The sequence below is a fragment of the Brevundimonas sanguinis genome, from assembly GCF_029636725.1.
Classification (GTDB): domain Bacteria; phylum Pseudomonadota; class Alphaproteobacteria; order Caulobacterales; family Caulobacteraceae; genus Brevundimonas; species Brevundimonas sanguinis.
Genome location: NZ_CP116770.1, coordinates 1,791,346 through 1,815,183 on the forward strand (window position 1 = coordinate 1,791,346; position 23,838 = coordinate 1,815,183).

The 23,838-nt window shown below is 67.5% G+C and carries 20 protein-coding genes; 14 read left to right on the forward strand and 6 right to left on the reverse strand.

Annotated features, from left to right (window positions below):
- Positions 1 to 84 precede the first annotated feature (84 nt).
- The 8 genes from PIB44_RS08950 to PIB44_RS08985 all read left to right on the forward strand — a co-directional run bounded on the left by PIB44_RS08950 (position 85) and on the right by PIB44_RS08985 (position 12,853).
- Positions 85 to 888: a TrmB family transcriptional regulator gene (locus PIB44_RS08950; RefSeq protein WP_278069111.1), complete on the forward strand. Its 804-nt coding sequence runs from the start codon at positions 85 to 87 to the stop codon at positions 886 to 888.
- 14 nt (positions 889 to 902) lie between these two features.
- Entirely contained in the window at positions 903 to 2,972 is a 2,070-nt protein-coding gene (locus PIB44_RS08955) for an alkaline phosphatase D family protein (RefSeq protein WP_278069112.1), read from the forward strand.
- An 18-nt stretch (positions 2,973 to 2,990) separates the two neighbouring features.
- Complete coding sequence (locus PIB44_RS08960; RefSeq protein WP_134581068.1) at positions 2,991 to 3,899, forward strand: GNAT family N-acetyltransferase; 909 nt, start codon at positions 2,991 to 2,993, stop codon at positions 3,897 to 3,899.
- Positions 3,896 to 4,378, forward strand: coding sequence for a YybH family protein (locus PIB44_RS08965; protein ID WP_278069114.1), 483 nt, complete (start codon positions 3,896 to 3,898; stop codon positions 4,376 to 4,378). The genes PIB44_RS08960 and PIB44_RS08965 overlap by 4 nt, the downstream gene beginning before the upstream one ends.
- Before the next feature lie 27 nt (positions 4,379 to 4,405).
- Positions 4,406 to 6,571, forward strand: coding sequence for a M3 family metallopeptidase (locus PIB44_RS08970; RefSeq protein ID WP_278069115.1), 2,166 nt, complete (start codon positions 4,406 to 4,408; stop codon positions 6,569 to 6,571).
- Complete coding sequence (locus PIB44_RS08975; RefSeq protein WP_278069116.1) at positions 6,568 to 7,665, forward strand: serine hydrolase domain-containing protein; 1,098 nt, start codon at positions 6,568 to 6,570, stop codon at positions 7,663 to 7,665. Before PIB44_RS08970 ends, PIB44_RS08975 begins: the two co-directional genes overlap by 4 nt.
- A gap of 186 nt (positions 7,666 to 7,851) precedes the next feature.
- The gene (locus tag PIB44_RS08980; protein WP_278069117.1) at positions 7,852 to 10,812 is read left to right on the forward strand and encodes a TonB-dependent receptor plug domain-containing protein; all 2,961 of its coding nucleotides are present in this window, start codon (positions 7,852 to 7,854) and stop codon (positions 10,810 to 10,812) included.
- Between the two features lie 292 nt (positions 10,813 to 11,104).
- The gene (locus PIB44_RS08985) at positions 11,105 to 12,853 is read left to right on the forward strand and encodes an acyl-CoA dehydrogenase (RefSeq protein ID WP_278069118.1); all 1,749 of its coding nucleotides are present in this window, start codon (positions 11,105 to 11,107) and stop codon (positions 12,851 to 12,853) included.
- 7 nt (positions 12,854 to 12,860) lie between these two features.
- Here PIB44_RS08985 and PIB44_RS08990 read toward each other — a convergent pair whose 3' ends face one another.
- The gene (locus PIB44_RS08990; RefSeq protein ID WP_278069119.1) at positions 12,861 to 13,745 is read right to left on the reverse strand and encodes an SDR family NAD(P)-dependent oxidoreductase; all 885 of its coding nucleotides are present in this window, start codon (positions 13,743 to 13,745) and stop codon (positions 12,861 to 12,863) included.
- 270 nt (positions 13,746 to 14,015) lie between these two features.
- On the opposite strand from PIB44_RS08990, the gene PIB44_RS08995 reads away from it, so the two are divergent.
- Complete coding sequence (locus PIB44_RS08995; RefSeq protein ID WP_278069120.1) at positions 14,016 to 14,225, forward strand: hypervirulence associated TUDOR domain-containing protein; 210 nt, start codon at positions 14,016 to 14,018, stop codon at positions 14,223 to 14,225.
- A 10-nt stretch (positions 14,226 to 14,235) separates the two neighbouring features.
- Here the strand turns inward: PIB44_RS08995 and PIB44_RS09000 are convergent, their stop codons facing one another.
- The 4 genes from PIB44_RS09000 to tpiA all read right to left on the reverse strand — a co-directional run bounded on the left by PIB44_RS09000 (position 14,236) and on the right by tpiA (position 17,450).
- Positions 14,236 to 14,364: a hypothetical protein gene (locus PIB44_RS09000; protein ID WP_268750902.1), complete on the reverse strand. Its 129-nt coding sequence runs from the start codon at positions 14,362 to 14,364 to the stop codon at positions 14,236 to 14,238.
- A 70-nt stretch (positions 14,365 to 14,434) separates the two neighbouring features.
- Entirely contained in the window at positions 14,435 to 16,087 is a 1,653-nt protein-coding gene (pyrG, locus tag PIB44_RS09005) for a CTP synthase (protein ID WP_278069121.1), read from the reverse strand.
- A 125-nt stretch (positions 16,088 to 16,212) separates the two neighbouring features.
- Positions 16,213 to 16,614 carry a preprotein translocase subunit SecG gene (gene secG / locus PIB44_RS09010; protein WP_428979865.1) on the reverse strand — a complete coding sequence of 134 codons (402 nt, stop codon included), beginning with the start codon at positions 16,612 to 16,614 and terminating at the stop codon, positions 16,213 to 16,215.
- 86 nt (positions 16,615 to 16,700) lie between these two features.
- Positions 16,701 to 17,450 (reverse strand): triose-phosphate isomerase, encoded by a 750-nt coding sequence (gene tpiA / locus PIB44_RS09015; RefSeq protein ID WP_278069122.1) that lies wholly within the window; start codon positions 17,448 to 17,450, stop codon positions 16,701 to 16,703.
- 130 nt (positions 17,451 to 17,580) lie between these two features.
- Between tpiA and PIB44_RS09020 the strand changes: the two genes are divergently transcribed.
- Positions 17,581 to 19,506, forward strand: coding sequence for a peptidylprolyl isomerase (locus PIB44_RS09020; RefSeq protein WP_134581076.1), 1,926 nt, complete (start codon positions 17,581 to 17,583; stop codon positions 19,504 to 19,506).
- Positions 19,506 to 21,023, forward strand: coding sequence for an anthranilate synthase component I (gene trpE / locus PIB44_RS09025; protein WP_278069123.1), 1,518 nt, complete (start codon positions 19,506 to 19,508; stop codon positions 21,021 to 21,023). The genes PIB44_RS09020 and trpE overlap by 1 nt, the downstream gene beginning before the upstream one ends.
- On the opposite strand, the gene PIB44_RS09030 is transcribed toward trpE, so the two are convergent.
- Positions 21,020 to 21,208, reverse strand: a complete 189-nt coding sequence (locus PIB44_RS09030) for a hypothetical protein (protein ID WP_278069125.1) — start codon at positions 21,206 to 21,208, stop codon at positions 21,020 to 21,022. The genes trpE and PIB44_RS09030 overlap by 4 nt on opposite strands.
- 124 nt (positions 21,209 to 21,332) lie before the next feature.
- On the opposite strand from PIB44_RS09030, the gene PIB44_RS09035 reads away from it, so the two are divergent.
- Genes PIB44_RS09035 through trpC form a run of 3 tightly spaced genes read left to right on the forward strand, consistent with a single transcriptional unit; the run spans position 21,333 to position 23,765 of the window.
- A complete protein-coding gene (locus tag PIB44_RS09035; protein WP_278069126.1) occupies positions 21,333 to 21,923 on the forward strand; it encodes an anthranilate synthase component II in 591 nt (196 codons plus the stop codon).
- A gap of 4 nt (positions 21,924 to 21,927) precedes the next feature.
- The gene (trpD, locus tag PIB44_RS09040) at positions 21,928 to 22,962 is read left to right on the forward strand and encodes an anthranilate phosphoribosyltransferase (RefSeq protein ID WP_278069127.1); all 1,035 of its coding nucleotides are present in this window, start codon (positions 21,928 to 21,930) and stop codon (positions 22,960 to 22,962) included.
- Entirely contained in the window at positions 22,962 to 23,765 is an 804-nt protein-coding gene (gene trpC / locus PIB44_RS09045; protein WP_278069128.1) for an indole-3-glycerol phosphate synthase TrpC, read from the forward strand. Before trpD ends, trpC begins: the two co-directional genes overlap by 1 nt.
- The last annotated feature ends 73 nt before the right edge of the window (positions 23,766 to 23,838 follow it).

A 23,838-nucleotide genomic window follows, 5' to 3' on the forward strand; every position in this document is an offset into this window, starting at 1 on the left:
TGTGTCGGCGACATTACGCCGATTTCACTTCCCATAGCAGCTAACGCAACTAGGCTTATGTTCATGTCGCCTGAAGAGACCCTCATGCCCCTGGGCTTCACCGAAACCGAAGCGCTCGCCTATTGCGAGCTGCAGCGCGCCGGGCCGTCGACCGGCTATCGGATCGCTCAGGGCATCGGTAAGGCGCAGGCCAATACCTACAAGGCGCTATCGACGCTGGTGCAGAAGGGCGCCGTCATCGATGACGGCGGCGAGCCCCGCGCGTTTCGGGCGGTGGCTCCGGATCAGCTGATCACGGCGCTCAGCAACCGCTTCGCGAACCAGACTCAGGTCGCTGCCGAGGCCTTGGCCCGGCTCAGGGCGCCCGAGCCAGAACATCGGCTCTACCACCTTCGTTCGCCGGATCAGGTCTGGGCCCAGGCCGAGGCTATGATCGACGCCGCGACAGAGACGGTGCTGTTCGACTGCCTGCCCCAGGTCGAAGCGCGCCTGGCGCCTGCCTTCGCCCGGGCAGCCGCGCGCGGCGTCGCCGTCCTGGGGGTCGCCTATGATGACGCAAGGCTGCGGCCGGGGGGCTATCTTGTCGTTCATTCCCGCATGGCGGACGACGTCGGAGAGCGTTGGCCTGGCGCGATTCTGCGGCTTGTCACAGACGCCGCTCAATATCTGCTGTGCCTCTTGTCCGACGATCTAGCTGAAGTCCGTCACGGCCTGTGGAGCGACAGCGCCTATCTGGCCGTCCACGAGCATTATGCGCTCACAGCAGAGATGCGCCTGCAAACCACCGACGATCTTGAATCTCCGTTCGCGAAGGCGCTCGCCGCCGCCGCGCTGCACAAACGCGGGCTGCGCCGTCTCGTGGCATCGCCTTTATCCGCAACCCCCTGACGCTTCTCTCTTCGATGACCATCGCCGACCGTCGTGAATTCCTCGCCGCCGCCGCGGCCTCCTTCGGGGCCGCCCTGGTCTTCGCCGGCCCCGTCAGCGCCGGATCGCGGGCCGTGCGGCCGGCGCCCGAGCGCTTCCCTCTGGGCGTTGCCTCGGGCGATCCGCAGCCGGACAGCGTCATCCTGTGGACGCGCCGACCGCCGGTCGCGGGACGGGACGGCGGCGCCCTAACCGTCGAGGCGGCCGAGGACGAGGGCTTCCGCCGCGTCGTCGCCAGAGCTTCGGTCACGCCGCTTGAAGCCGCCGACTGGACCTGCCGGGCGCTGGTCGCCGGGCTGAAACCGGGGCAAGCCTACTGGTACCGCTTCATTGACGCTGACGGCGGGGCCAGCCGCACGGGCCGCACCTTCACCGCCCCGAACGAGGACGACATCGCGCCCGCCCGCTTCGCCTTCGTCAGCTGCCAAAACATCAACCTGGGCTACGCGACGCCCTACCGGCGCATGATCGCCGAGGACGCCGGCAAACCCGAGGCCGAACGGCTGCGTTTCGTTCTGCACCTGGGCGACTTCATCTATGAGATGATCTGGTCGCCCAAGGACCAGGCGACCCTGCAGGGACGCTCGGTGCGCGAGATCGGCCCCCTGCCGACCGGCGCCCGCGTCGGGACCATCCAGGTCCCGACCACCGTGGCCGACTATCGCCATGTTTATCAGGCCTATCTGGCCGATCCCGACATCCAGGACGCGCGCGCCCTGTGGCCTTTCATCTGCGTCTGGGACAATCATGAGTTCTCGAACCGCTGCTGGCAGAGCCAGATCAACTACGACGGCTCGCGCGCGGCCCAGAGCCTGAAGGCGGCGGCCAACCAGGCCTGGTTCGAATACATCCCCGCCCGCGTGCGCGGCGACATCGAAGGGTTGAGGCGCTTCCTGTCGCCGGCGGTGAAGGACGCGCCGCTGACCGATTTCGACGCCGACGGCCTGTCGCATCAGGCGGACAATCAAGCGGCGATCAACAGCCTGCTGATCAACCGCGCCCTGCGCTGGGGCGCCAATGTCGAGCTGATCCTGACCGACAACCGCTCCTTCCGCTCGCAGGCGGCGGCCGAGCGGGCGGACGCCGCCCCCTTCGTCGTGCGCGGCTTCCCCTGGTATGCGGCCCAGGACGCGGTCGAGGCTCTGGACGCCGGTCGCGCCCTGCCCGGCGGCGCGCCCGACACGATCCATTTCGGCGGCCAGGACCTGCCCAACCCGCGTCGCGACGCCCCGCCCGGCAGCATGCTGGGCGCCCGCCAAAAGGCGTGGCTGAAAGAGCGGCTGACCGATTCGACCGCCCGCTGGAAGTTGTGGGGCAATTCGGTCGGCATGCTGCACCGGCGCACCGACTGGCAGAACCTGCCCGAGGGCGTCGAGGCCGACTGGCCGTCCGAGGGCTACGGCCTCTACGGCACGGACGACTGGTGCGGCTATCCGGCCGAGCGGCGCGAACTGCTGACCTTGCTCGAGGCCGAGGGCGTGACCAATGTCGCCACCCTGGTGGGGGATCGGCACAGCTTCTTCGCCGGCCTGCTGTCGCCGGACGTGCCCCCGCGCGAATATCGCCCGACGGCGGCCGAGTTCGTGGTCGGCTCCATCTCGACGCCGTCCAGCTTCGAGGCGGCCGAGGCGGCCCTGCCGCTAGATCGGCCGCTGTCGCCCGCCTATTTGCACCGTCCGGCCGCGGGCGGGCCGGTGCAGCCGGCCATGAACCTGGCGGTGCGCCACGGCGTGCGAGCCTGTTACGCGCTAAAGGCCACCGGTCGGGTCGAGGACGCCCTGGCCGCGTCCAACCCCGAGGTCGCCCCGCACCTGGCCTTCGCCGACCTGGGCGGCCACGGCTACGCCGTCGTCGTCGCCGCGCATGACGCCCTGGAGGTCGAGTTCGTCGCCACGCCGCGCCCGACGCGCCCGGCCGAGGGCGAGGCGGGCATCCCCCTGGCCTATCGCGTGGCCCATCGCCTGCCAGCCTGGTCCCCCGGCCAGACTCCCCGTCTGGAGCGCATCCGCCAGGACGGCGTCGCCCCCCTTATTCTCGACATCTGACAACCGGAGCGCCCTGGCGTGAGACCCCCTTCGCTCGACTTCCATCCCGCCGACGTGCTGCCGCTGGGCGAACTGACCCTGCTGTGGCGCGAGATTTACGCCAACTATCCCGTCCCCCTGCCCTTCACCGAAGACGAACTCGAGCGCTTCATCTCCATGTCGGCCGTCGATCTGGGCCTCTCGCTGGTCGCAGTCGCGAACGACTTGCCCGTGGGCCTGTCCTTCGTCGCCGCCGCCGGAACAGAGGCCTGGATTGGCGGCTTCGGCGTGATCGACGCCCATCGGCGCACCGGCATCGGCCTGGCGCTGATGCGGCATCAGTGCCGCATTCTGGAGGGTTCGGGCGTGACCGAGACGCGCCTTGAGGTCATGACCGCCAATCGTGCGCGGCGGCTCTACGCCTCGGCCGGCTTCGTCGACCGCCGCCGCCTGCTCAGCTTCAACAGCCCCGCCATGGGCGGGGGCGCCGATCCTCTCGTGGTTCTTCAACCCGAGCTGCTGCCCGATCTTCATCGTCGGCTGCATATCGGGGTCAGCGCCGCCCCCTGGCAGCGCAACGAGGCCAACGTCATGCGCGCCGTCATGCGCGACCGGCTGACCCTGCTCGGCTGGCGCTCGGGCATGGGCATCGCCGCCTATGCCGTGGAGCAAAACTCGGGCGGCGTATCCCGGCTGATCGACGTGGCGGCGGAAAGCAGCCATGCGGCCGAGGCCATCATCGCCTCCCTGGCCGCACGCGTTCGCGGACGCCGCCTCTGCGTCGGCGACGAGCCGGCGGACTCGCCCATCGCCCAGGCCCTGCGCCGCTTCGGCGCCGCGCCGCGCACTCAGAGATACGAGATGATGCGCCTCAGCGCCCAAACCCAGAACCAGGCGTCGACAAGCCCGGCGCCCCGCATCAAAGCCTTGCAGAGGTGCGCCGGATGAAAAGCGTCCTTAATCGGCGTCTGGCCCTCATGATGGCGGCCGGCGCCGCCCTGCTGCCCGCCACGCGGGTCGCCGCGCGCGGCCCCGACGACCGCTGGGCCGAAGGGGTGTTCCAGCTGTATCGCGGCCTGATCAACAGCCACGACTTCGACCTGCTGGAACGCCACGTCATCGCGCCCGACGCCGTCTTCGTCTTCTCGGACCGGCGCGAGGAAGGCATCGCCGCCGTGCGCGCCGGGTTCGAGCGCACCTGGTCCATCCTGCCCGACGAGGTCTATCAGATGACCGATCCCGAGTGGCTGATCGACGGCCCCGACGCGGCCGCCTGCGCCTTCCGCTACAGCTATAGCGGGACCCTGGCCGACGGCCGGCCGCTCAGCGGAGGCGGCCAGGGAATCAACCTGTTCCGTCGCGCCGAGGGGCGCTGGCGGCTGACCTTCGAACAACTGACGCCCGACACGCGCACGGCCAAGGCCTGATCGCGCCCCCATTACCCGGAGACCATGATGACGACTTCCCCCGCCCTGTCGCGGCGCGGCCTGCTGGCCGCCTCGGCCGCCGCTTCCCTGTTCCTGACCGCCCGGCCCAGCGTGGCCTCGATCGGCGGCGTGACCTTCGTGCGCGACGCCGCCGCCCTGGCCGGCAATCCGGTCTATGCCCCCTGGCCCGGCCCGAACGGCGGGGTTCCGCCGTGGGACAAGGTCAAGGTCGAGCACCTGAAGCCCGCCCTGGTCCAGGCCATGCAGGACCAGTTGGCCAACATCGACCGCATCACCGCCAACCGGGCCGCCCCGACCTTCGACAACACCGTGGCCGCCTATGAGGCCTCGGGCCGCGCGCTGGAGCGGGCAGGAACGATCTACAGCGTCCTGTCGTCGAGCCTGTCCACGCCGGAGTTCCGCGCCGTTCAGTCCGAGCTGGAAGCCCTGTTCGCCGCCCACGCCAACGCCATCAACCAGAACGCCGCCCTCTACGCCCGCATCAAGGCGGTGGAGGCGACGCGCGAGACGTCGAACCTGACGCCGGAGCAGCAGCGCGTCGTCTGGCTGCACCGCACCGACTTCATCCGCGGCGGCGCCGAACTGTCGCCCGCGGCCCGTATCCGGGTCGGCGAGATCAGCCAGGAACTTTCGCAGAAATTCACCGCCTTCCGCCGCAATCTGCTGGCGGACGAAGAGACCTGGATCGTCGTCGACGACCGCGCGGCCCTGCGCGGCCTGCCCGACGCCTTCATCGACGCCCTGGCCATGGCCGCCGAGGAGCGCGGGCTTAAGGGACGCTGGGCCATCGTCAACACCCGCTCCTCGGTCGATCCGGTGCTGACCTACGCCGACGACCGCGACCTGCGCCGCCGCGTCTGGACCGCCTTCATCATGCGCGGCGACAACGGCGACGCCAACGACAACAAGGCGCTGATCGCCGACATCCTGAAGCTGCGCCACGAGCGGGCGGGCCTGCTGGGCCACCCGACCCACGCCCACATGCGCTTGCACAACACCATGGCCCAGACGCCCGAGCGCGCCATGACGCTGCTGGAGCAGGTCTGGCGTCCCGCCGTCGCCCGCGTCCACGAAGAGGTCCGCGACATGCAGGCCCTGGCCGACGGCCAAGGCGCCGGGATCAAGATCGCGCCCTGGGACTACCGCTATTATCAGGAGAAGGTGCGCAAGGCGCGCTACGACCTGGATGAGGGCGAGGTGAAGGCCTATCTGCAGTTGGACAAGCTGCGCGAGGCCATGTTCTGGGCCGCGGGCCGCAACTTCGGCTGGAGCATCGTCGCGGCCGACCTGCCCGTCTATCACCCCGACGTCACCGCCTGGCAGGTCAAGGACGCGCAAGGCCGCCACGTCGGCTATTTCTACTTCGACCCCTTCGCCCGCAGCGGCAAGCGGTCGGGCGCCTGGATGAACCAGATCCGCAGCCAGGAGCGCTTCGCCGGCGCCGTGGCCCCCGTGGTCTCCAACAACGAGAACTTCGTGAAGCCGGCGCCGGGCCGTCCGGCGCTGATCTCCTGGGACGACGCCACCACCCTGTTCCATGAGTTCGGACACGGCATGCACGGCCTGGCCTCGGACGTCGCCTATCCGTCCGTCTCGGGCACCAATGTGCCGGGCGACTTCCTCGAGTTCCCGTCGCAGATGTGGGAGCTGTGGCTGTCGGACCGGCAGGTCCTGGGCCGCTTCGCCCTGCATCACGAAACCGGCCGCCCGATGCCGAGCGAGCTGATGGACAAGATCGAGCGCGCGCGCCACTTCAACCAGGGCTTCGCCACGGTCGAGTTCCTGGCCAGCGCCATCGTCGACATGCGCTATCACATCGCCGAGACGCCGCCGTCAGACCCCGCCGCCTTCGAGAAGGCGGTGCTGGCCGAGATCGGCCTGCCGGACGAGCTGGTCATGCGTCATCGCAGCCCGCAGTTCGGCCACATCTTCGCCTCCGACAGCTATTCGGCGGGTTACTACGCCTATCTCTGGGCCGACACCCTGGTGGCCGACGCAGGCGAGCGCTTCGCCGCCGCGCCGGGCGGCTTCTTCGACCCCGCGCTGTCGCGCCGCTACTATGACATCGCCCTGAAGGTCGGGAACAGCCGCGATCCGGCCGAGACCTATCGGATGCTGATGGGGCGCGACGCCGATCCGGCGGCCCTGCTGCGCAAGCGGGGGTTCGCATGAGCCTGGCCGTCCTCGCCGCCGCGACCCTGCTGACCGCCTCGCCCGCCGAGGCGGAGCTGCAGGCGGCCGTCGCCGCCCTGCCCCGCCCCTCCGCCGTCCATCTGGAGGGGCGCTGCCTGCCCCAGGGCCGGGGCGCCGCCGTCGGCCTGGCCGACGCGGACGCCGGTCGCCCGATGACGGTCGACACCCCCCTGCGCATCGCCAGCAACACCAAGACCTTCACCGCCGCCACGGCCCTGCGCTTGTGGGAGCAGGAGCGGCTGGACCTGGAGGCCCCGATCGCGGGCCTGATCGACCCCCAGTTGGACGCCCTGTTGCGGGAGCGCGGCTACGACACCGGTCGGATCACGGTGCGTCATCTGCTGACCCACAGCGCGGGCCTCTATGACCACGGCTCGGACCCGCGCTTCACCCAGACCCTGTTCGGCGATCCCGAACGGCGCTGGTCGCGCGAGGACCTGGTGCGGTTGTCGATGAGTTACGCTGGCCCCCAGGGAGAACCCGGCGAGAAATTCCTCTATTCCGACACCGGCTACATCCTGCTGGGCGACATGATCGAGCGGATCACCGGACAGTCACTGGCCGTCGCCGTGCGCGACCAGCTGGGCCTGGACCGCCTGGGCCTGGCCTCGACCTGGTGGGAGATCATGGAGCCGCCGCCGGAGACCGCGCCGGACCGCGCCCGCCAGTTTCTGGGCGAACGCGAGGCCACCGGCATCGACGCCTCCATGGACCTGTACGGCGGCGGCGGCCTGGTGATGTCGGCGCGCGACATGGCCCGCTTCATGGCCGCCCTGTTCGAGGGCCGCGTCTTCGCCCGGCCCGAGACCCTGGCCGAGATGACCCGGCCCGGCGCCCACCCCGGCGGCGACCACTACCGCATGGGGCTGATGGCTTACGGCGAAGGGCAGGCCCAGGCCTATTGGCACTCCGGCTTCTGGGGCACCGTCGCCTACTACAGCCCGGCTAAGGGCGTCGCCGTCGCGGGCGTCACCGTGAACCAGGACGGCTACCGCGCCCTGGACAAGCAGGTTCAGGCCCAGATCGACGGCTTCACCCCCGCCACGCCCTGCACAGGAGGGATGGGCCGCTGAAGAGCGGCCCTTACTCCAAGTAATGCTAAGACAAAATCATGCCTAAATACTGTAATATTACGCATGAAGATGCTATTTTGCATCACTAGTTCGAATTGAAATCGCCAATGACAATTGATGTTGAAGTAGTTTATTTGCAAAATAGCGTTCTCGATCTGCGCTTCTTCTGAAACGCAGACGTCAACCATGCGTCGCGCAAGCGACCAGATCGAGAAACCCATGCAGTACCAAAAGTCATTCCTAATGGCCGGTTCGGCCCTGGCCCTGGCGATGTCCGGCGCCCCCGCCCTGGCGGATGCCGATCAGACCCACGCCACCAACGTCGAGGACGTGGTCGTCGTCGGCTCGCGCATTCGCCGCGACGTTTATAACTCCCCCTCGCCGGTTCAGGTCGTGACCCGCGAGGATGCGACGCTTCAGGGCTACGCCTCGACGGCCGAAGTTCTCCAAGGCACCGCCATTACCGGAGGCGCGACCCAGACGGACAATTCGCGAGCCGGCTTCACCGTCAACGGCGGCGCCGGGGTGAACACCATCGGCCTACGCGGCATGAGCCCCACTCGCACCTTGGTGCTGCTCAACGGCCGACGCGTCTCTCCCGCAGGCACGCGCGGCTCGGTCGGGGCGGCTGACCTCAACGTCCTGCCCAGCGCCATGATCGAACGCGTCGAAGTCCTGCGGGACGGGGCATCGTCCGTTTACGGCTCGGACGCCGTCGCAGGGGTCATCAATCTGCAGACCCGCAAGAACTTTGAAGGCTTGTCCGTCGAAGCCACGGCCAATGTCCCTATGGACGCAGATGGGGCCGGCATGAGCAGCCGCCTGTCCGTCGTAGGGGGTTTGCGCGGCGCGAACTGGCGATTGAGCGGGGCGGCTGATTATTTCGAACGAAATGAAATGACGTTGAGGGATCGCGACTTCACCCTCTGCAACCGCCTTATGCAGCGCAATCCGCAGACAGGGGCCAGCCTCGATTACATCGACCCGAACACGGGGAAGGCCAAATGCTTTCCGACGAACGGCTCAGGGGCCTCGATTAATCTGATCGGCACAGGCACGCGTACAGGCGTCGGCGCCCCCGGGGCTGTGGGAACCCAGTTCAACCGCTGGCGCCCAAACTCGGCCGTTGATACCGGGTTTGTCGGATGGGAAGGCGTGGGCGGCACGGGGGTCAACCTCGACGTGCGCGATTCATTCGACGACCGGATGCTGAACCGCTCTCTGATTTCGCCGACCAAGACCCTCAACCTCTATGCAGAAGGCGGCTACGGGCTCAACGCCTTGGGCGACGCTGAGCTTTATCTAGAGACCATGTATTCGCGTCGCGAGTCATACCAAACCGGCACGCGGCAATTTAACCCCGACTATGCGGTAGGCAGCCCCCTGCTTCCAAACAGCCTGTCTTGGAGCCGCTACGGCGCCGATGAAGGCATGAGCAAGGGCAAGGACGTCGCGGTCAAGGCGTTCACTCTTGAACAGAATACAGCGCACCAGACGGTCGACTTCCAGCGTCACGTCGTCGGCCTGAAGGGCGACATCACGAGCCTGGACGGCTGGCGATATGACGCCTATCTCAGCTTCGCCCGATCCGACGCCGAATATCGCCAGCCGCAGTATTTGAAGAGCCGGCTGTCAGAAGCGCTTGACGTAGTGGTGGGTCCCGACGGCCGGTTCGTCTGTCGCGAACTCGCCAAAAACCCGGGCTGCGTCGCCGCGCCCGCCCTCTCGGCAGCCCTTCTGAAAGGCAAGGTTCCGGCCGACTTCCTCGCTTATGTCGCCCCGGTGGACATCGGCAAGACGAAGTATGAAGAAACCGTCCTAGCCGCCGGCTTCGATGGACCGCTCTGGACCTTGCCGGCCGGACAGGTGATGGCGTATTTCGGCGCCGAATACCGTCATGCCTCGCTGTTAGACACTCCGTCTGAAGCGTCGCGCGCCTCCGATATCCTCAACTATACATCCGCAGGCATCACCAAAGGCGATGATTCTGTGATTGAGGCCTTCGGTGAGATTGACGTTCCCCTGCTTAAAGACTTGCCGATGGTTCAGGACCTGAACCTGACCGCGTCTTACAGGTACACCGATTACGATTCGTACGGCGACGACACGACCTACAAATTGGGCCTCTTCTGGAAGACGAACGACTGGCTGAACTTCCGCGCATCCTACGGAACGTCGTATCGCGCGCCGGCCCTGTATGAACAATACGTCGGCGACACCTCCAGTTTCGGCAACGCTCTTTTGGACCCGTGCAACAACTTCGAGAGCAAGGACGCCTACATCAAGGCGAACTGCGCTTCGGAAGGCCTGGCGCCCGGTTTCACACAAAAAGGCAGCATCACCGTCATTCAGCGTGGCGGCGCCGCCACTGGCCTATCCGCTGAAACCAGCAGCAATCTTTCCTTGGGCGCAGTCTTCACGCCGCGCCTTAAGCAAGGCTGGGGCGATCTGGCTGTGGCGGTCGATTACTACGAGATCGAAGTCAATAACGGCGTCTCTCGCCTCGGCTCGGCCAACATCATGAACGACTGCTACGCATCAACGCCGGACGAGTTCAAAGCACGGACGGGGCTCTGCCGTCTGATCAGTCGCGACCCGCAAACCGGATATCTGCGTGTCATCGACTCCTACGTCAATATAGCCACGGATGTCGTCAAGGGTCTGGACTACAATCTGCGCTATCGAAACGACGTCGGCCCCGGCCAGGTCGCCCTCAACGTGGCCGTGAGCTACACGCCCACTCAGGAACAGATGCTGTTCGAGGACGAGCCCGCAATCAATAGCGCCGGCGATATCGGGTCCCCCCGTTACAGCGGCACGGCCGACCTAGCCTATAGCGTGGACAACTGGCTTGTTCGCTGGGGTACCGAATGGGTGGGCGAGATGAGCGGCTACGAACGTCGAAAGCTCGACCCGGCGACGTCGATCTACAACCTGCGGACGCCCAACTATTTCTTGCATCATCTCTCAGCCCAGGTTCGCGCCCATGAATGGACGGCGACCGTTGGCGTTCGAAACGTCTTCAACGTCAATCCGCCCGAAATCTCGGCGACCTCTTGGTACTCCGTGTTTGGAAACGCACCGCTGGTGTCGTCCTATGACTTCGCAGGACGGACGGCTTTCATCAAACTGAGCCGCACGTTCTAAGCGGCGGCCCGGGCAGGTCGGCCAACCTGCCCGGGCTTTTCGATCAAGGCGCGCGCCAAGGATTCCCTGGCCCGCCAGCCCTTTCCGACGGCCAAGGCGGCCCCGTCGGGATGCGGCCGCTGAGAATCTCTTCCTCCAACGCCCGGTGAACAGCCTTCAGGCGCTGCAGTTGATTTGCCGCCTCTCTTTGTCCAACAATCCGACCATCGGCTATCAGGCATCGATCAAGCCGCCAACGCGGGGGATTAGTCGTGCCGGACCGCCACGACCGTCGCCCCGGAGCCCTGACCGCATGACCCATCCGCTGATCGTCCGTCGCGACCTGGATTTCATGCTGAATGACTGGCTGAAGATGGAGACGCTGTTCCAGGCGCCGGCCTTCGCCGATCACAGTCGCGAAAGCATCGACGCGGTGCTGGACCTGTCCGAAGCGCTGGCTGTCGATCTGTTCCTGCCTCACTACAAGGCGGCTGATGCGGCCGAGCCTCGGCTGGAGGATGGGCGGGTGATCACCCTGCCGGCGATTAAAACCGCTCTGGAGCAGTATGCCGAACTCGGCCTGTTCTCGGCCGGGTTCAGCGAGCAGTTGGGCGGGCTGGGCCTGCCCTATCTAGCCTGTTCGGCGTCGTTCGCCTTCTTCGGCGCGGCCAATATCGCCACGGCGGCCTATGCGATGCTGACGACGGCCAATGCGCGACTGATCGCCGAGTTCGGCACGCCGGCTCAGGTCGAGGCCTTCGCCCTGCCCCAGATCGCGGGCCGGTGGTTCGGCACCATGTGCCTGTCGGAGCCTCAGGCCGGCTCGAACCTGGCGGACGTGCGCACCCGGGCCGTGGCCGACGGCGAAGACGAACTGGGCGCCCGCTATCGCCTGTCGGGCAACAAGATGTGGATCTCGGGCGGCGATCAGGACATCAGCGACAACATCGTCCATCTGGTGCTGGCTAAGATCCCGCTGGACGACGGCGCCCTGCCGGACGGCACCAAGGGCCTGTCGCTCTTCATCGTGCCCAAGGTGCTTCCGGAGGGTCAGCGCAACGACATCAGCGTGGCGGGCCTCAATCACAAGATGGGCTATCGCGGCACGGCCAACTGCCTGCTCAACTTCGGCGAGGGTGAAGGCGCGATCGGCTGGCGCATCGGCGAGCCGGGACGCGGCCTGCAACAGATGTTCCTGATGATGAACGAGGCGCGCATAGGCGTGGGGCTGGGGGCCGCCGCGCTGGGCTATCGCGGCTATCGTCATGCGCTCGCCTATGCGCAGGAGCGGGTGCAGGGTCAGCGGCCGGGCCACGCCGGCTCCGTCGCCATCATCGAACACCCCGACGTTCGCCATATGCTGCTGACGCAGAAAGCGTATGCCGAAGGCGCGCTGGCCCTGTGCCTGTATTGCGCCAAACTGGTCGATCAGCCCGACGATCCGGACGCCGCCGCCCTGCTGGGCCTGCTGACCCCGGTGGCCAAGACCTGGCCGTCGGAATACGGCCTCGCCGCCAACGACATCGCCATCCAGATTCACGGCGGATACGGCTACACGCGGGACTTCGACGTGGAGCAGCTCTATCGCGACAACCGGCTAAACCCGATCCACGAAGGCACGACCGGCATTCAGGGGCTCGACCTGCTGGGCCGCAAGATCCTGCGCGCCGACGGCGCCGGGCTTGCGGTGCTGGAACGCCGCCTGGGCGAAACCTGCGATCAGGCCGCACAGAGCGCCGAACTGGCCGCCGCCGCCGACGCCCTGCGCGCTGCCTGGCAGGATATCCTGCGCGCTTTGCGGGCGATTCAGAACCTGCCCGAAGCGACCCGCATGGACAATGCCACCGCCTTCCTGCGCGCGTTCGGCCATGTCGTCATGGCCTGGCTGTGGCTGGATCAGGCCAGGGCGGCCAGCCAGGCGCCCGCTGACGCCTTCCACGCGGGCAAGCTGACCGCCTGCCTCTACTTCTTCGAGTTCGAGCTTCCCAAGGTCGGCCCGTGGCTGGCCGCCGCCATATCCGCCAGCGACCTGACCGGCGCCATGAGCAACGACAGCTTCTAGCCCCGCTTCACGCCGTCACCGGGCCTTCCACGCCCCCCGAGGCCATTTCCTGGGTCGCCTGCTGGAAGCCGAAGGCGGGGACCGCTTCGCCGGTGCGATCGCTCGCCTCGGCCCAACGCGCGATCAGCTGTTCGCCGGCGTCCTCGGCCCCGCCGATGCGCACGCCCTGCGTCAGGGTGATGTTGGCCGTGGCGAAGTGGCCGGCGCCGGCGCACAGGATGGCGCGCGTCGGAGCGTCCTCGCTGACCAGGGCCAGCAGGCCGGGGCTGACCAGGGCCGGGTCCAGCGTCTTCAGCACCTCTTCGGACAGGATGCCGGCCGTCATCTGCGTCGCCGCCGTCGGGGCCAGGGCGTTGACCTTGATGTCGTATTTGGCGCCCTCGATGGCCAGGGTCTGCATCAGCCCGACCTGGGCCAGCTTGGCCGCGCCGTAGTTGGCCTGGCCGAAGTTGCCGTACAGGCCCGAAGACGAGGTGGTCATGACGATGCGGCCGTAGGTCTGGGCGCGCATGATCTCCCACACCGCCTTGGAGCAGATGGCGGCGCCCATCAGGTGCACGTCCACCACCAGGCGGAAGTCGTCCATCGTCATCTTGGCGAAGCTCTTGTCGCGCAGGATGCCGGCGTTGTTGACCAGGATGTCGATCCGGCCCCAGGCCTGCATCGCCGCATCGACCATCGCCTGGACCGCGTCCACGTCGGTCACCGACCCCGCCGCCGCCATCGCCTGACCGCCCGCCGCGACAATCTCGTCGACCACGCCCTGCGCCGCCGCCTCGGCCAGATCATTGACCACGACCCGCGCGCCCTGCGAGGCCAGATACAGAGCGTGACAGCGGCCAAGACCCCCGCCCGAACCCGTCACGATCGCCACCCGATCCTTCAGCAACATCCCTGCAAACTCCTATCTCGAAACCAATAGAAACTCATCACCGTGCGCCGTACTCAGCGCGCAGCCTCAGCTGGTCAGTCGCTTTAGGGCAGACCCCGCGCCCAGAAGCTCCCGCCATCGTGACCTCTATCCGCCGCAACCCATCATGGCGTTGACGGGTTCACTGAGCATGACTGGATTTGGCGGATATCTGCTTTCGGCGCTCGACGACCTGTTCAAGATGATCATCGGACAACGGCGTCTTCTATGACCTCTGGAGGCAGGGAGATAATGGCGGATTTCTCAATCGGCGATCATGTCAGCAGGGATTCAGAAGCCGGGCGAGTGAGCGGTAAAATCATCCGCATCCATCGCCAAGACTTTGATTACAAAGGGCACAGACGACGTGCATCACACGACAAGCCCCAATACGAGATCGCCAGCGACAAGACAGACCATGTCGCGGCGCACAAAGGAGACGCCCTAACCAGGCTCTCCTAATCGCCGCTTCCTAGATCCCGCCGATCAGACGCAACATCGTGCGCGCCATCGCAAAAGCCAGCACCACGCCCAGCGTCACGCTGATCGCGAACACCGCACGAAAGTGGCGGTGCAGGAAGTAGAGAATGTTTCCGGCCATGGGCGTCGTTCCAGATCGTTAACGACAGGTTGACACGAAAACCGGATAACACCGCTACAATCGTCTGTGATCAGACCAGCCGGCTCTGCACCAGGGCCGCCGCGATGAAGCTGGCGAACAGCGGGTGCGGGGCGAAGGGGCGGCTGCGATACTCCGGGTGGTACTGCACGCCGATGAACCAGGGGTGATCCCGACGCTCGACCGTTTCAGGCAGGACGCCGTCGGGCGACATGCCGGCGAAGAACAGACCGCCCTTCTCCTCCACCGCCTCGCGGTAGTTGATGTTCACCTCATAACGGTGACGGTGGCGCTCATTGATATCGGTCTGGCCGTAGATCTCGGCGATCTTGGAGCCCGGCGCCAGGGTCGAAGCGTAAGCGCCCAGGCGCATGGTGCCGCCCAGGTCCCCGCCATGCTCGCGCTTGACGCGCTCATTGCCCTGAACCCACTCGGTCATCAGGCCGACGACGGGTTCGTCCGCGGGGCCGAACTCAGTCGAGGTCGCCTTGGGGAAGCCCGCCAGGTTCCGCGCCGCCTCGATCACCGCCATCTGCATGCCGAAGCAGATGCCGAAATAGGGAATCTTGCGCTCGCGAGCATAGCGCGCCGCCTCGATCTTGCCCTCCGCGCCGCGCTCCCCGAAGCCGCCCGGCACCAAAATGGCGTGGGCGCCTTCCAGACGTTCGGCGCAGGCCTGAGGATCGCCTTCGAAGGTATCGGCCTCGATCCAGTCGATATTGACCTTGGCGTTGTTGGCCACACCGCCGTGCTGCAGCGCCTCGATCAGCGACTTATAGGCGTCCTTCAGGACAGTGTATTTGCCGACCACGGCGATGGTGACTTCGCCGTCCGGGTGCAGGCGGCGACGCACGATCTCGTTCCAGCCCGATAGTTCCGGCGCCGGGGCGTCGTCCATGCCGAAGTGGGCCAGCACCTGGGTGTCCAGACCCTCGCGGTGGTAGTCCAGCGGCACGGCGTAGATGTCGGCCGAGTCCATCGCCTGAATGACGCTGTCGGGACGGACGTTGCAGAACTGGGCGATCTTGCGCTTTTCGTCGGCCGGGATCGGCGCCTCGCAGCGGCACAGCAGGATGTCGGGCTGGATGCCGATGGAGCGCAGTTCCTTGACCGAGTGCTGCGTCGGCTTGGTCTTCATCTCGCCGGCGGTCTTGATGAAGGGCAGCAGGGTCAGGTGAACGAAGCACGACTGGCCGCGCGGCAGGTCCTGCTCCAGCTGACGGATGGCTTCGAAGAAGGGCAGACCCTCGATGTCGCCGACCGTGCCGCCGATTTCGACCAGAACGAAGTCCACATCCTCGCCCGCGTCGGTCTTGGCCGGGTTGAGGCAGAACTGCTTGATCTGGTCGGTGACGTGCGGAATCACCTGGACGGTCGCGCCCAGATAGTCGCCGCGACGCTCCTTCTCGATGATCGTCTGATAGATGCGGCCGGTCGTGATGTTGTCCGACTTGGCCGCCGAGACGCCGGTGAAGCGCTCATAGTGGCCCAGGTCGAGGTCCGTCTCGGCGCCGTCGTCAGTCACGAAGACCTCGCCGTGCTGATAGGGGCTCATCGTGCCCGGATCGACGTTGAGATAAGGGTCCAGCTTACGCAGGCGGACCTTGTAACCGCGCGCCTGCAGAAGAGCGCCGAGAGCGGCGGAAGCGAGGCCTTTTCCAAGAGAGGAAACCACGCCGCCGGTGATGAACACATAGCGAGCCATGGGCGGACACCTTACTCCATGATTCGTCCTGAGCGGAGAGCGGCTCTGAACAAATCCAACGGTTGATCAAAAGAAGAAAGCGCGCCTCGCGGCGCGCTTCCCCAAACTCGATGGCGGCGACGCCCTTACTGGGCGGGCGCGCCCTGGCCGGCGGGCAGGCTGGCTTCCAGATCGTCCAGCGACGGGGCGGCCGGAGCGGCCGGGGTCGCCGGAGCGGCTTCCGGCGCCGGGGCCGTCTGCTCAGGCTGATCCAGGGCGATGGAGCCGACGGCGTCGGCGTCGATCACCGACCGCGAACCGCGCGCATAGTTGCCTGCGATCGTCAGGCCGATGGCGCAGACGAAGAAGGCCACGGCCAAAATCGACGTCACCCGGGTCAGAAGGTTGCCCGCGCCACGCGCCGTCATGAAGCCCGACGGCCCGCCGCCCATGCCCAGGGCGCCGCCCTCGGAACGTTGCAGCAGGATCACGGCCGAAAGAGAGACCGAGATGATGATCATCGCGACGAGCAGAATGGTCTGGAGCATGGCGTCATTCATGTGGGCGCAGAAACGCGCCGATCAGGCGGCGGCCTCTAACACCGTTGAGGGTTTCGAGCAAACGGTCCGCGCGGTCAGGCCGCGCGGATGATGCCCAGGAAGTCTTCGGCCTTCAGCGAGGCGCCGCCGACCAGGGCGCCGCCGACCTCGGCCACGGCCAGGATCTCCTTGGCGTTCGACGGCTTGACCGAGCCGCCGTACAGGATCGGCGCGGCGCGGCCGCCCTCCCCCAGCTTGGCGATCATGGCGGCGCGGACGGCGGCGTGGACCTCTTCGATCTGCTCCAGCGTCGGCGTCAGGCCGGTGCCGATGGCCCAGACCGGCTCATAGGCGACTGCAAAAGCCTTGCCCGCCAGCGAAGACGGGAGCGAACCGGCGACCTGACGGCTGACGATCTCGACCGCCTGCCCGGCTTCGCGCTCCTGAAGCGTCTCGCCGATGCAGATGATGGGCTCCAGACCAGCGGCCAGGGCGGCCTCGACCTTGGCGGCGACATCGGCGTCCGTCTCGCCGAACCCGGCGCGACGTTCCGAGTGGCCGAGAATCACCAGACCGGCGCCCGCCTCGCGAACCATCTCGGCCGAGACCGAACCGGTGTAGGCGCCCGACGCCTCGGCGTGGCAGTCCTGCCCGCCGATCTCGACGACGCCGCCCTTCAGCGACTGCGCCATCCGGTCGATCAGGGTGGCCGGCGGGCACAGGGCCACGCGGCAGGCCGCAGCCTGCTCCTTCAGCGCCTTTGCAAGAGTTTCAGCCTCGGCCAGGCTCGCGCCCAGACCGTTCATTTTCCAGTTGCCGGCGACCAGCTTCACAGATTGTGTCATGCGGCTTGTCTAGTGGCGAGCGCGACAGAAGCCAAGATGTCGTCAGGCCTCACTTGCGGCGGCGGCCCCGCACCCCCTATACGCGACCCTTGGCGCCCCTTTGACGCCGGCCCTCGTCAGGTTCTTTTCGATGATCACGTACTTCCGAAACTTCGCCAAGTCGAAATGGGCCGCAGGCCTGTTCGCCCTGATCATCCTCAGCTTCCTGGTGGTCGGCGCCCAATCCGACATCTTCGCCAACCTGGGGCCGCGTCACATCATCAGCGCCGGCGACCGCAGCGTGGATTCGGGGCAGTTCCGCGCCGACTTCGAGCGCGTGCGCGCCAATCTTCAGGAACAGGCCGGCCGTCCCGTCAGCTATGACGACATGGTCAAGGAGAACCTGCACCAGCAGTATCTCGACAGCCAGACCCAGCGACTGGGCTTCCTGGACTGGGCCTATAAGGCCGGCATCCGTCCGGGCAAGGAACTGATCCTGGCCCAGATCCGCAAGATTCCCGCCTTCTTCAACCAGATCACGGGCCAGTTCGACAAAGACCTGTACGCCCAGGCCCTGGCCCAGCAGAACCTGACGTCCGAAATGCTGGAAGACGACCTGCGCGACCAGTATGTCACCGCCCACGTCGGCTCCGCCGTCTTCGCTGGCCTGCAGGCGCCGCGCGTCTACGCCGCCCTGCTGGCGGGCCAGGCGCTGGAAACGCGCGACGGCCGCTGGTTCTCGGTCACTCAAGCCATGGCGGGCCGCGCCGGCGCGCCGACCGACGCCCAGCTGACCGCCTTCATGAAGGAAAACGAAGCGCGCCTGCGCAGCCCCGAGTTTCGCATGATCTCGCTGGTCCTGTTCTCGCCGGGCCCGAACGACGCCCGCCCGGCGATCACCGAAGAGCAGATCAAGGAGCGTTATGAGTTCCGCAAGGCCGCCCTGGCCGAGCCGGAGAAGCGCACCTTCGTCACCCTGACGGTCCCGACCAAGGACGCCGCCGACAAGATCGCCGCCGACCTGCGCGCCGGCAAGGCTCCGGCCGAGGTCGCCAAGGCCAACAACATTCAACTGGGCGACTACAAGGCCACGCCGCAGGCCGCCGTGGGCGACCCCGCCGTCGGCGCCGCCGTCTTCGGCCTGGCCGCCGATCAGGTGTCGGCGCCGATCCAGGGCCGTCTGGGCTTCACGGTCGCCAAGGTCGCCGCGATCCAGGCTGGCCAGGCCGTGTCGCTGGAAAGCGCCCGCGCCGCCGTGGTTCAGGAGCTTCAGGCCGAAGCGGTGAAGGCCGCGACCTACGCCAAGGTCGAACAGTTCGAGAAGGCGCGTCAGGAAGGCAAGAACCTGGCCGACGCCGCGACCGCCGCCAAGGCCCGCGTCATCCAGCTGCCGCCCTTCACCGAACAGGGCCAACTGCCGGACGGCCAGCCGATGAACGCCCCGCGTCAGGTTCTGGAAAGCGCCTACGCCCTGTCCAAGGGCGGCGAGAGCGACGTCATCGACGCCGGAGACGGCCAGTATTTCGCGGTCCGTCTGGACGAGATCCGCCCGTCGGCCCTGCCGACGCTGGACGAAGTGCGCGCGCCGCTGGGCCAGCAATGGACGATGCGTGAGAACGCCCGTCTGCTGTCGGCCAAGGCTGAAGAGCTGGCCGGTCGCATCCGCGCCGGTGAAGACATCGCCAAGGTCGCTGCCGACGCCGGCGCCCAGTTGACGGTCCGCACCGCCGTCCAGCAAAGCCGCGAGTCGCAGGCTCAGGTCGGCGACGGCGTGCTGCGCGGCCTGTTCGGTCAGTCCAAGGGCCAGGTCTTCTCGGGTCAGCAGGCCCAGGACAGCTTCGTGGTCGGCCGTGTCGACGCCATCCACGCCGCTGATCCGGCGCAGGCGGCGCCGCTGGCTGAACAAGCCCGGGCGCGCCTGACCGAGGAACTGGCCAACACGATGGCTGACCGCACCATCGCCGCCGCCGCCGCACGCACCAAGTCGCGCAATGACCCGGCCCTGGCCCTTCAGGCCCTGGGCGTCGAAGCCCCCGCCGCTCCGGCGGCGGCCCCGGCCGCTCCCGCCAAGAAGTAATGCTGCAAGACCGCGACGCCTTCATCGCCGGCCTGACGGCGGGCCGCCCCCAGGTTCTGGTCCGCCGTCTGGTCGATGATCTTGAAACACCCGTCTCGGCCTTCCTGAAGGTCGGGCACGGGCGGCGCTACGCCAGCCTGTTCGAGTCCGTCGAGGGCGGCGCCGTCAACGGCCGCTATTCCTTCGTCACCCTGTCGCCCGACGTGGTCTGGCGCTGTCGGGACGGCAAGGCCGAGATCGCGCGCGGCGCCGACGTCCTGACGGAAACCTTCACGCCGGAAGACCGGCCCGCGCTGGACTCCCTGCGCGCCCTGATCGCGGCGACGAAGTTCGAGCTGCCCGCTGACCTGCCCCCAATGGCCGCCGGTCTGTTCGGCGTGTTCGGCTATGACATGGTGCGGCTGCTGGAGCCGCTGGGCCCGGCCAACCCGGACCCGCTGGACCTGTCCGACGCCGTCATGGCGCGTCCGGCGCTGGTCGCCATCTTCGATTCGGTGAAGCACGAGATCGTCCTGATCGCCGCCGCCTATCCCGACACGGCGACCGATCCGGCTCAGGCCTACGCCGCCGCCGAGGCCCGCCTCGAGGATTTCGAGGACCGCCTGCGCGGCCCCCTGCCGATCCAGCGCGAGGTCGAGCCCGTTGCGGCGCCCGACTTCCATTCCGCCGTGGACGAGGCCGCCTTCGGCCGCATGGTGGCGCGGGCCAAGGACTACATCGCCGCCGGCGACATCTTCCAGGTCGTGCTGGCGCACCGTTTCTCGGCGCCGTGGAGCCAGGACCCGTTCGCCTTCTATCGCTCGCTGCGTCGCGGCAATCCGTCGCCCTACCTGTTCTTCCTCGACTATGTGGATTTCCAGTTGGCGGGCTCCAGCCCGGAAATCCTGGTCCGACTGAAAGACGGGCGCGTCACTATCCGGCCGCTGGCGGGCACGCGTCCGCGCGGCGCCACGCCCGAACTGGATCAGGCCCTGGAGGCCGAGTTGCTGGCCGACCCCAAGGAGCGGGCCGAGCATCTGATGCTGCTGGACCTGGGCCGCAACGACGTGGGCCGCGTGTCCTCGCCCGGCTCGGTCGAAGTCACGGAAAGCTTCGTGGTCGAGCGCTACAGCCAGGTCATGCACATCGTCTCCAACGTGAACGGCGCCGCCGATCCGAAGCTGGACGCGGTGGACACCCTTCTGGCCGCCCTGCCCGCCGGCACCCTGTCGGGCGCGCCCAAGGTGCGGGCCATGGAGGTCATCGACGAGCTTGAGACCGAAAAGCGCGGCGTCGGTTACGGCGGCGGCGTCGGCTACATCTCGGCCAATGGCGAGGCAGACATCTGCATCGTCCTGCGCACCGCCATGTTCGCCAAGGGCCAGATCTTCGTTCAGGCCGGCGCGGGCGTTGTCGCCGACAGCGATCAGGCCGCCGAATATGCTGAAACGCTGGCGAAAGCCCGCGCGCCGATGACGGCGGCCGAGGACGCGTGGCGATTCACCGCGACCACGCGCGGCCAGGGTTCTGACGGCTAAGGATTGGAAACCGTGGCAGCCTGGTCAAACGATACGCCGGGGCCCACGACCATGGTTCCGGCCAACAGAACCGCCGCCGTCGCGGCGAAGGCGGCCGCCGCCAACAGGCGCAGCGGCTTGGGTGGCTCGCTCGGCGCCTCGTTCAACAGGGCGCAGGCGTCACGGATGCATTCTACAGGGGTCAAGACGGATTTCTTCCGATGGCGATGCTCCTGTATCGCCCGGACAGCTTAACGTCCGCTTTCAATCGGCCCGTTTGCCTTCCATGCTTGGGCCGCCATGCCTCCCCGTCTTCAAGAAGCCTTCGCCATGATCCTCGTCGTCGATAACTACGACAGCTTCACCTACAATCTCGTCCACTACCTCGCAGAGCTGGGCGCCCAGACGCATGTCGTCCGCAACGACGACCTGACCGTTAAAGAGGCATGGGCGCTGAAGCCCGAGGCCGTTCTGCTGTCGCCCGGCCCCTGCGCGCCGGATCAGGCGGGCATCTGCCTGTCGCTGATCGAGACGGCGGCCGAGACCATGCCCATCCTCGGCGTCTGCCTGGGCCACCAGTCGATCGGCCAGGCCTTTGGCGGCGAGGTGGTGCGCGCCAAGACCCTGATGCACGGCAAGACCTCGCCCATCCTACATGGAGGACGCGGCGTCTTCGGCGGGCTGCCCTCGCCCTTCACGGCGACGCGCTACCACTCCCTGGCCGTGCGACGCGAGACCCTGCCGGACGCGCTGGAGGTCACCGCCTGGACCGAGGACGGCGAGATCATGGGCCTGTCGCACCGCACGCGCCCGATCCACGGCGTCCAGTTCCACCCGGAATCCATCGCCACCGAACACGGCCACGAGATGATCGCCAACTTCCTCGACCTGGCGGGCGTCAAGCGCCTGGCGACGGTCTGAGGCCATGGACAGCATCAAGCCCCTGCTGGCCAAGCTGGTCGACGGCCAGGTTCTGACCCTGGACGAGGCCAAGGCCTTCTTCGCCGCCTGCCTGCGCGGCGAGCCCACCCCGTCCCAGGTCGCCGCCGCCGTCACCGCGCTGCGCATCCGCGGCGAGACGGTAGACGAGATCGTCGCCTTCGCCAGCGCCATGCGCGAGGCCGCCCTGTCGCTGAACCACCCGTTCGATCAGGTGATCGACACCTGCGGCACCGGCGGAGACGGCCAGCACACCTACAACGTCTCGACGGCGGCCTCTTTCGTTCTGGCGGGCGCAGGCCTGAAGGTCGCCAAGCACGGCAACCGCGCCGTGAGCTCCAAGTCCGGCTCGTCCGACGTCCTGGCCGCTCTGGGCGTCAATCTGGACGCCACGCCCGCCCAGCAGGCGCGGGCGCTCGATCGAGCGGGCGTCGCCTTCCTGTTTGCCCCGACCTATCACGGGGCCATGCGCCACGTCGGCCCGGTCCGCGGCGAGATCGGCTTCCGCACCGTGTTCAACCTGCTCGGCCCGCTGTGCAACCCGGCGGGCGCCACGCATCAGGTCATGGGCGTCTATGATCCCGCCCTGCTGGAGCCGCTTGCCGAGGTGCTGGGCCGCCTGGGCGCCCGGCGCGCCTGGACCGTCAACGGCCAGGGCCTGGACGAACTGACCACCACAGGCCCGACCGAGGTGGCGGAATGGAAGGACGGCGCCGTGCGCCGCTTCACCGTCACGCCCGCCGACGCCGGACTGCCGCTGGCCACGCTGGACGACCTGCGCGGCGGCGACGCCGAGCACAATGCGGCGGCCCTGACCGCCCTGCTGGCGGGCGAGCGCGGCCCCTATCGCGACATCGTCCTGCTGAACGCCGCCGCCGCCCTGGTGGTGGCCGACCGGGCCCAGGATTTGAAATCGGGCGCAGAGATCGCCGCCGCCGTCATCGACGACGGCTGCGCCGCCGCCGCCCTGGCTGAACTGGTGCGCGTCTCCCACGCGCCGATCGAAGACGAGGACGCCTGATGAGCGACGTTCTGGACCGCATCGCCGCCTACAAGCGCGAGGATGTCGCCGCCCGCAAGGTCGCCACATCACAGGACGCCGTTGAGGCCCGCGCGAAGGAGGCCTCGGCCCCGCGCGGCTTCCGCGCCGCCCTGGCCCGGCGCTTCGCCGAAACCGGCCGCCCGGCCCTGATCGCCGAGATCAAGAAGGCCAGTCCGTCCAAGGGGCTGATCCGCGCCGACTTCGATCCGCCCGTCCTGGCGCAGGCCTATGAGCGCGGCGGCGCCGCCTGCCTGTCCGTGCTGACCGATGGGCCGAGCTTTCAGGGCGACGACGCCTATCTGGGCGCCGCGCGCGCGGCGGTGGCCCTGCCCTGCCTGCGCAAGGACTTTCTGGTCGATCCGTGGCAGGTCGCCGAAAGCCGGGCGCTGGGCGCCGACTGCATCCTGATCATCATGGACATGGTTGACGACACCCTGGCCGCCGACCTGCTGGCCGAGGCGACCCGCTGGGGCATGGACGCCCTGATCGAGACGCACGACGCGGATGAAATGGCCCGCGCCGCCAAGTTGGTTCAAGGCCGCGACGACGCCCTGATCGGCGTCAACAACCGCTCGCTGCGGACCTTTGAGGTCGATCTGGCGACGACGGAGCAACTGGCGGCGCTGAGCCCCGACGGCGCGTTGCTGGTCGCCGAAAGCGGCCTGTTCACGCCAGACGACGTGGCGCGCGTCGCCAAGGCCGGAGCCCGCGCCCTGCTGGTCGGCGAAAGCCTGATGCGCCAGGCCGATGTGGAAGCCGCGACGCGGGCGCTGCTGGCCTAAGTCTTTCTAAACCCGCTCATCCCGGCGGAAGCCGGAACCCAGTGCTTTGGCCACAGTCACAGCAGTAGCCAAG

What these genes read in the sequence shown, in the direction of transcription:
- PIB44_RS08950 (WP_278069111.1), top strand. Translation starts at nt 85, where the DNA reads ATGCCCCTGGGCTTCACCGAAACCGAAGCGCTCGCCTATTGCGAGCTG.
- PIB44_RS08955 (WP_278069112.1), top strand. Translation starts at nt 903, where the DNA reads ATGACCATCGCCGACCGTCGTGAATTCCTCGCCGCCGCCGCGGCCTCC.
- PIB44_RS08965 (WP_278069114.1), top strand. Translation starts at nt 3,896, where the DNA reads ATGAAAAGCGTCCTTAATCGGCGTCTGGCCCTCATGATGGCGGCCGGC.
- PIB44_RS08970 (WP_278069115.1), top strand. Translation starts at nt 4,406, where the DNA reads ATGACGACTTCCCCCGCCCTGTCGCGGCGCGGCCTGCTGGCCGCCTCG.
- PIB44_RS08975 (WP_278069116.1), top strand. Translation starts at nt 6,568, where the DNA reads ATGAGCCTGGCCGTCCTCGCCGCCGCGACCCTGCTGACCGCCTCGCCC.
- PIB44_RS08980 (WP_278069117.1), top strand. Translation starts at nt 7,852, where the DNA reads ATGCGTCGCGCAAGCGACCAGATCGAGAAACCCATGCAGTACCAAAAG.
- PIB44_RS08985 (WP_278069118.1), top strand. Translation starts at nt 11,105, where the DNA reads ATGACCCATCCGCTGATCGTCCGTCGCGACCTGGATTTCATGCTGAAT.
- PIB44_RS08990 (WP_278069119.1), bottom strand. Translation starts at nt 13,745, where the DNA reads ATGTTGCTGAAGGATCGGGTGGCGATCGTGACGGGTTCGGGCGGGGGT.
- PIB44_RS08995 (WP_278069120.1), top strand. Translation starts at nt 14,016, where the DNA reads ATGGCGGATTTCTCAATCGGCGATCATGTCAGCAGGGATTCAGAAGCC.
- PIB44_RS09000 (WP_268750902.1), bottom strand. Translation starts at nt 14,364, where the DNA reads ATGGCCGGAAACATTCTCTACTTCCTGCACCGCCACTTTCGTGCGGTG.
- pyrG (WP_278069121.1), bottom strand. Translation starts at nt 16,087, where the DNA reads ATGGCTCGCTATGTGTTCATCACCGGCGGCGTGGTTTCCTCTCTTGGA.
- secG (WP_428979865.1), bottom strand. Translation starts at nt 16,614, where the DNA reads ATGCTCCAGACCATTCTGCTCGTCGCGATGATCATCATCTCGGTCTCT.
- tpiA (WP_278069122.1), bottom strand. Translation starts at nt 17,450, where the DNA reads ATGACACAATCTGTGAAGCTGGTCGCCGGCAACTGGAAAATGAACGGT.
- PIB44_RS09020 (WP_134581076.1), top strand. Translation starts at nt 17,581, where the DNA reads ATGATCACGTACTTCCGAAACTTCGCCAAGTCGAAATGGGCCGCAGGC.
- trpE (WP_278069123.1), top strand. Translation starts at nt 19,506, where the DNA reads ATGCTGCAAGACCGCGACGCCTTCATCGCCGGCCTGACGGCGGGCCGC.
- PIB44_RS09035 (WP_278069126.1), top strand. Translation starts at nt 21,333, where the DNA reads ATGATCCTCGTCGTCGATAACTACGACAGCTTCACCTACAATCTCGTC.
- trpD (WP_278069127.1), top strand. Translation starts at nt 21,928, where the DNA reads ATGGACAGCATCAAGCCCCTGCTGGCCAAGCTGGTCGACGGCCAGGTT.
- trpC (WP_278069128.1), top strand. Translation starts at nt 22,962, where the DNA reads ATGAGCGACGTTCTGGACCGCATCGCCGCCTACAAGCGCGAGGATGTC.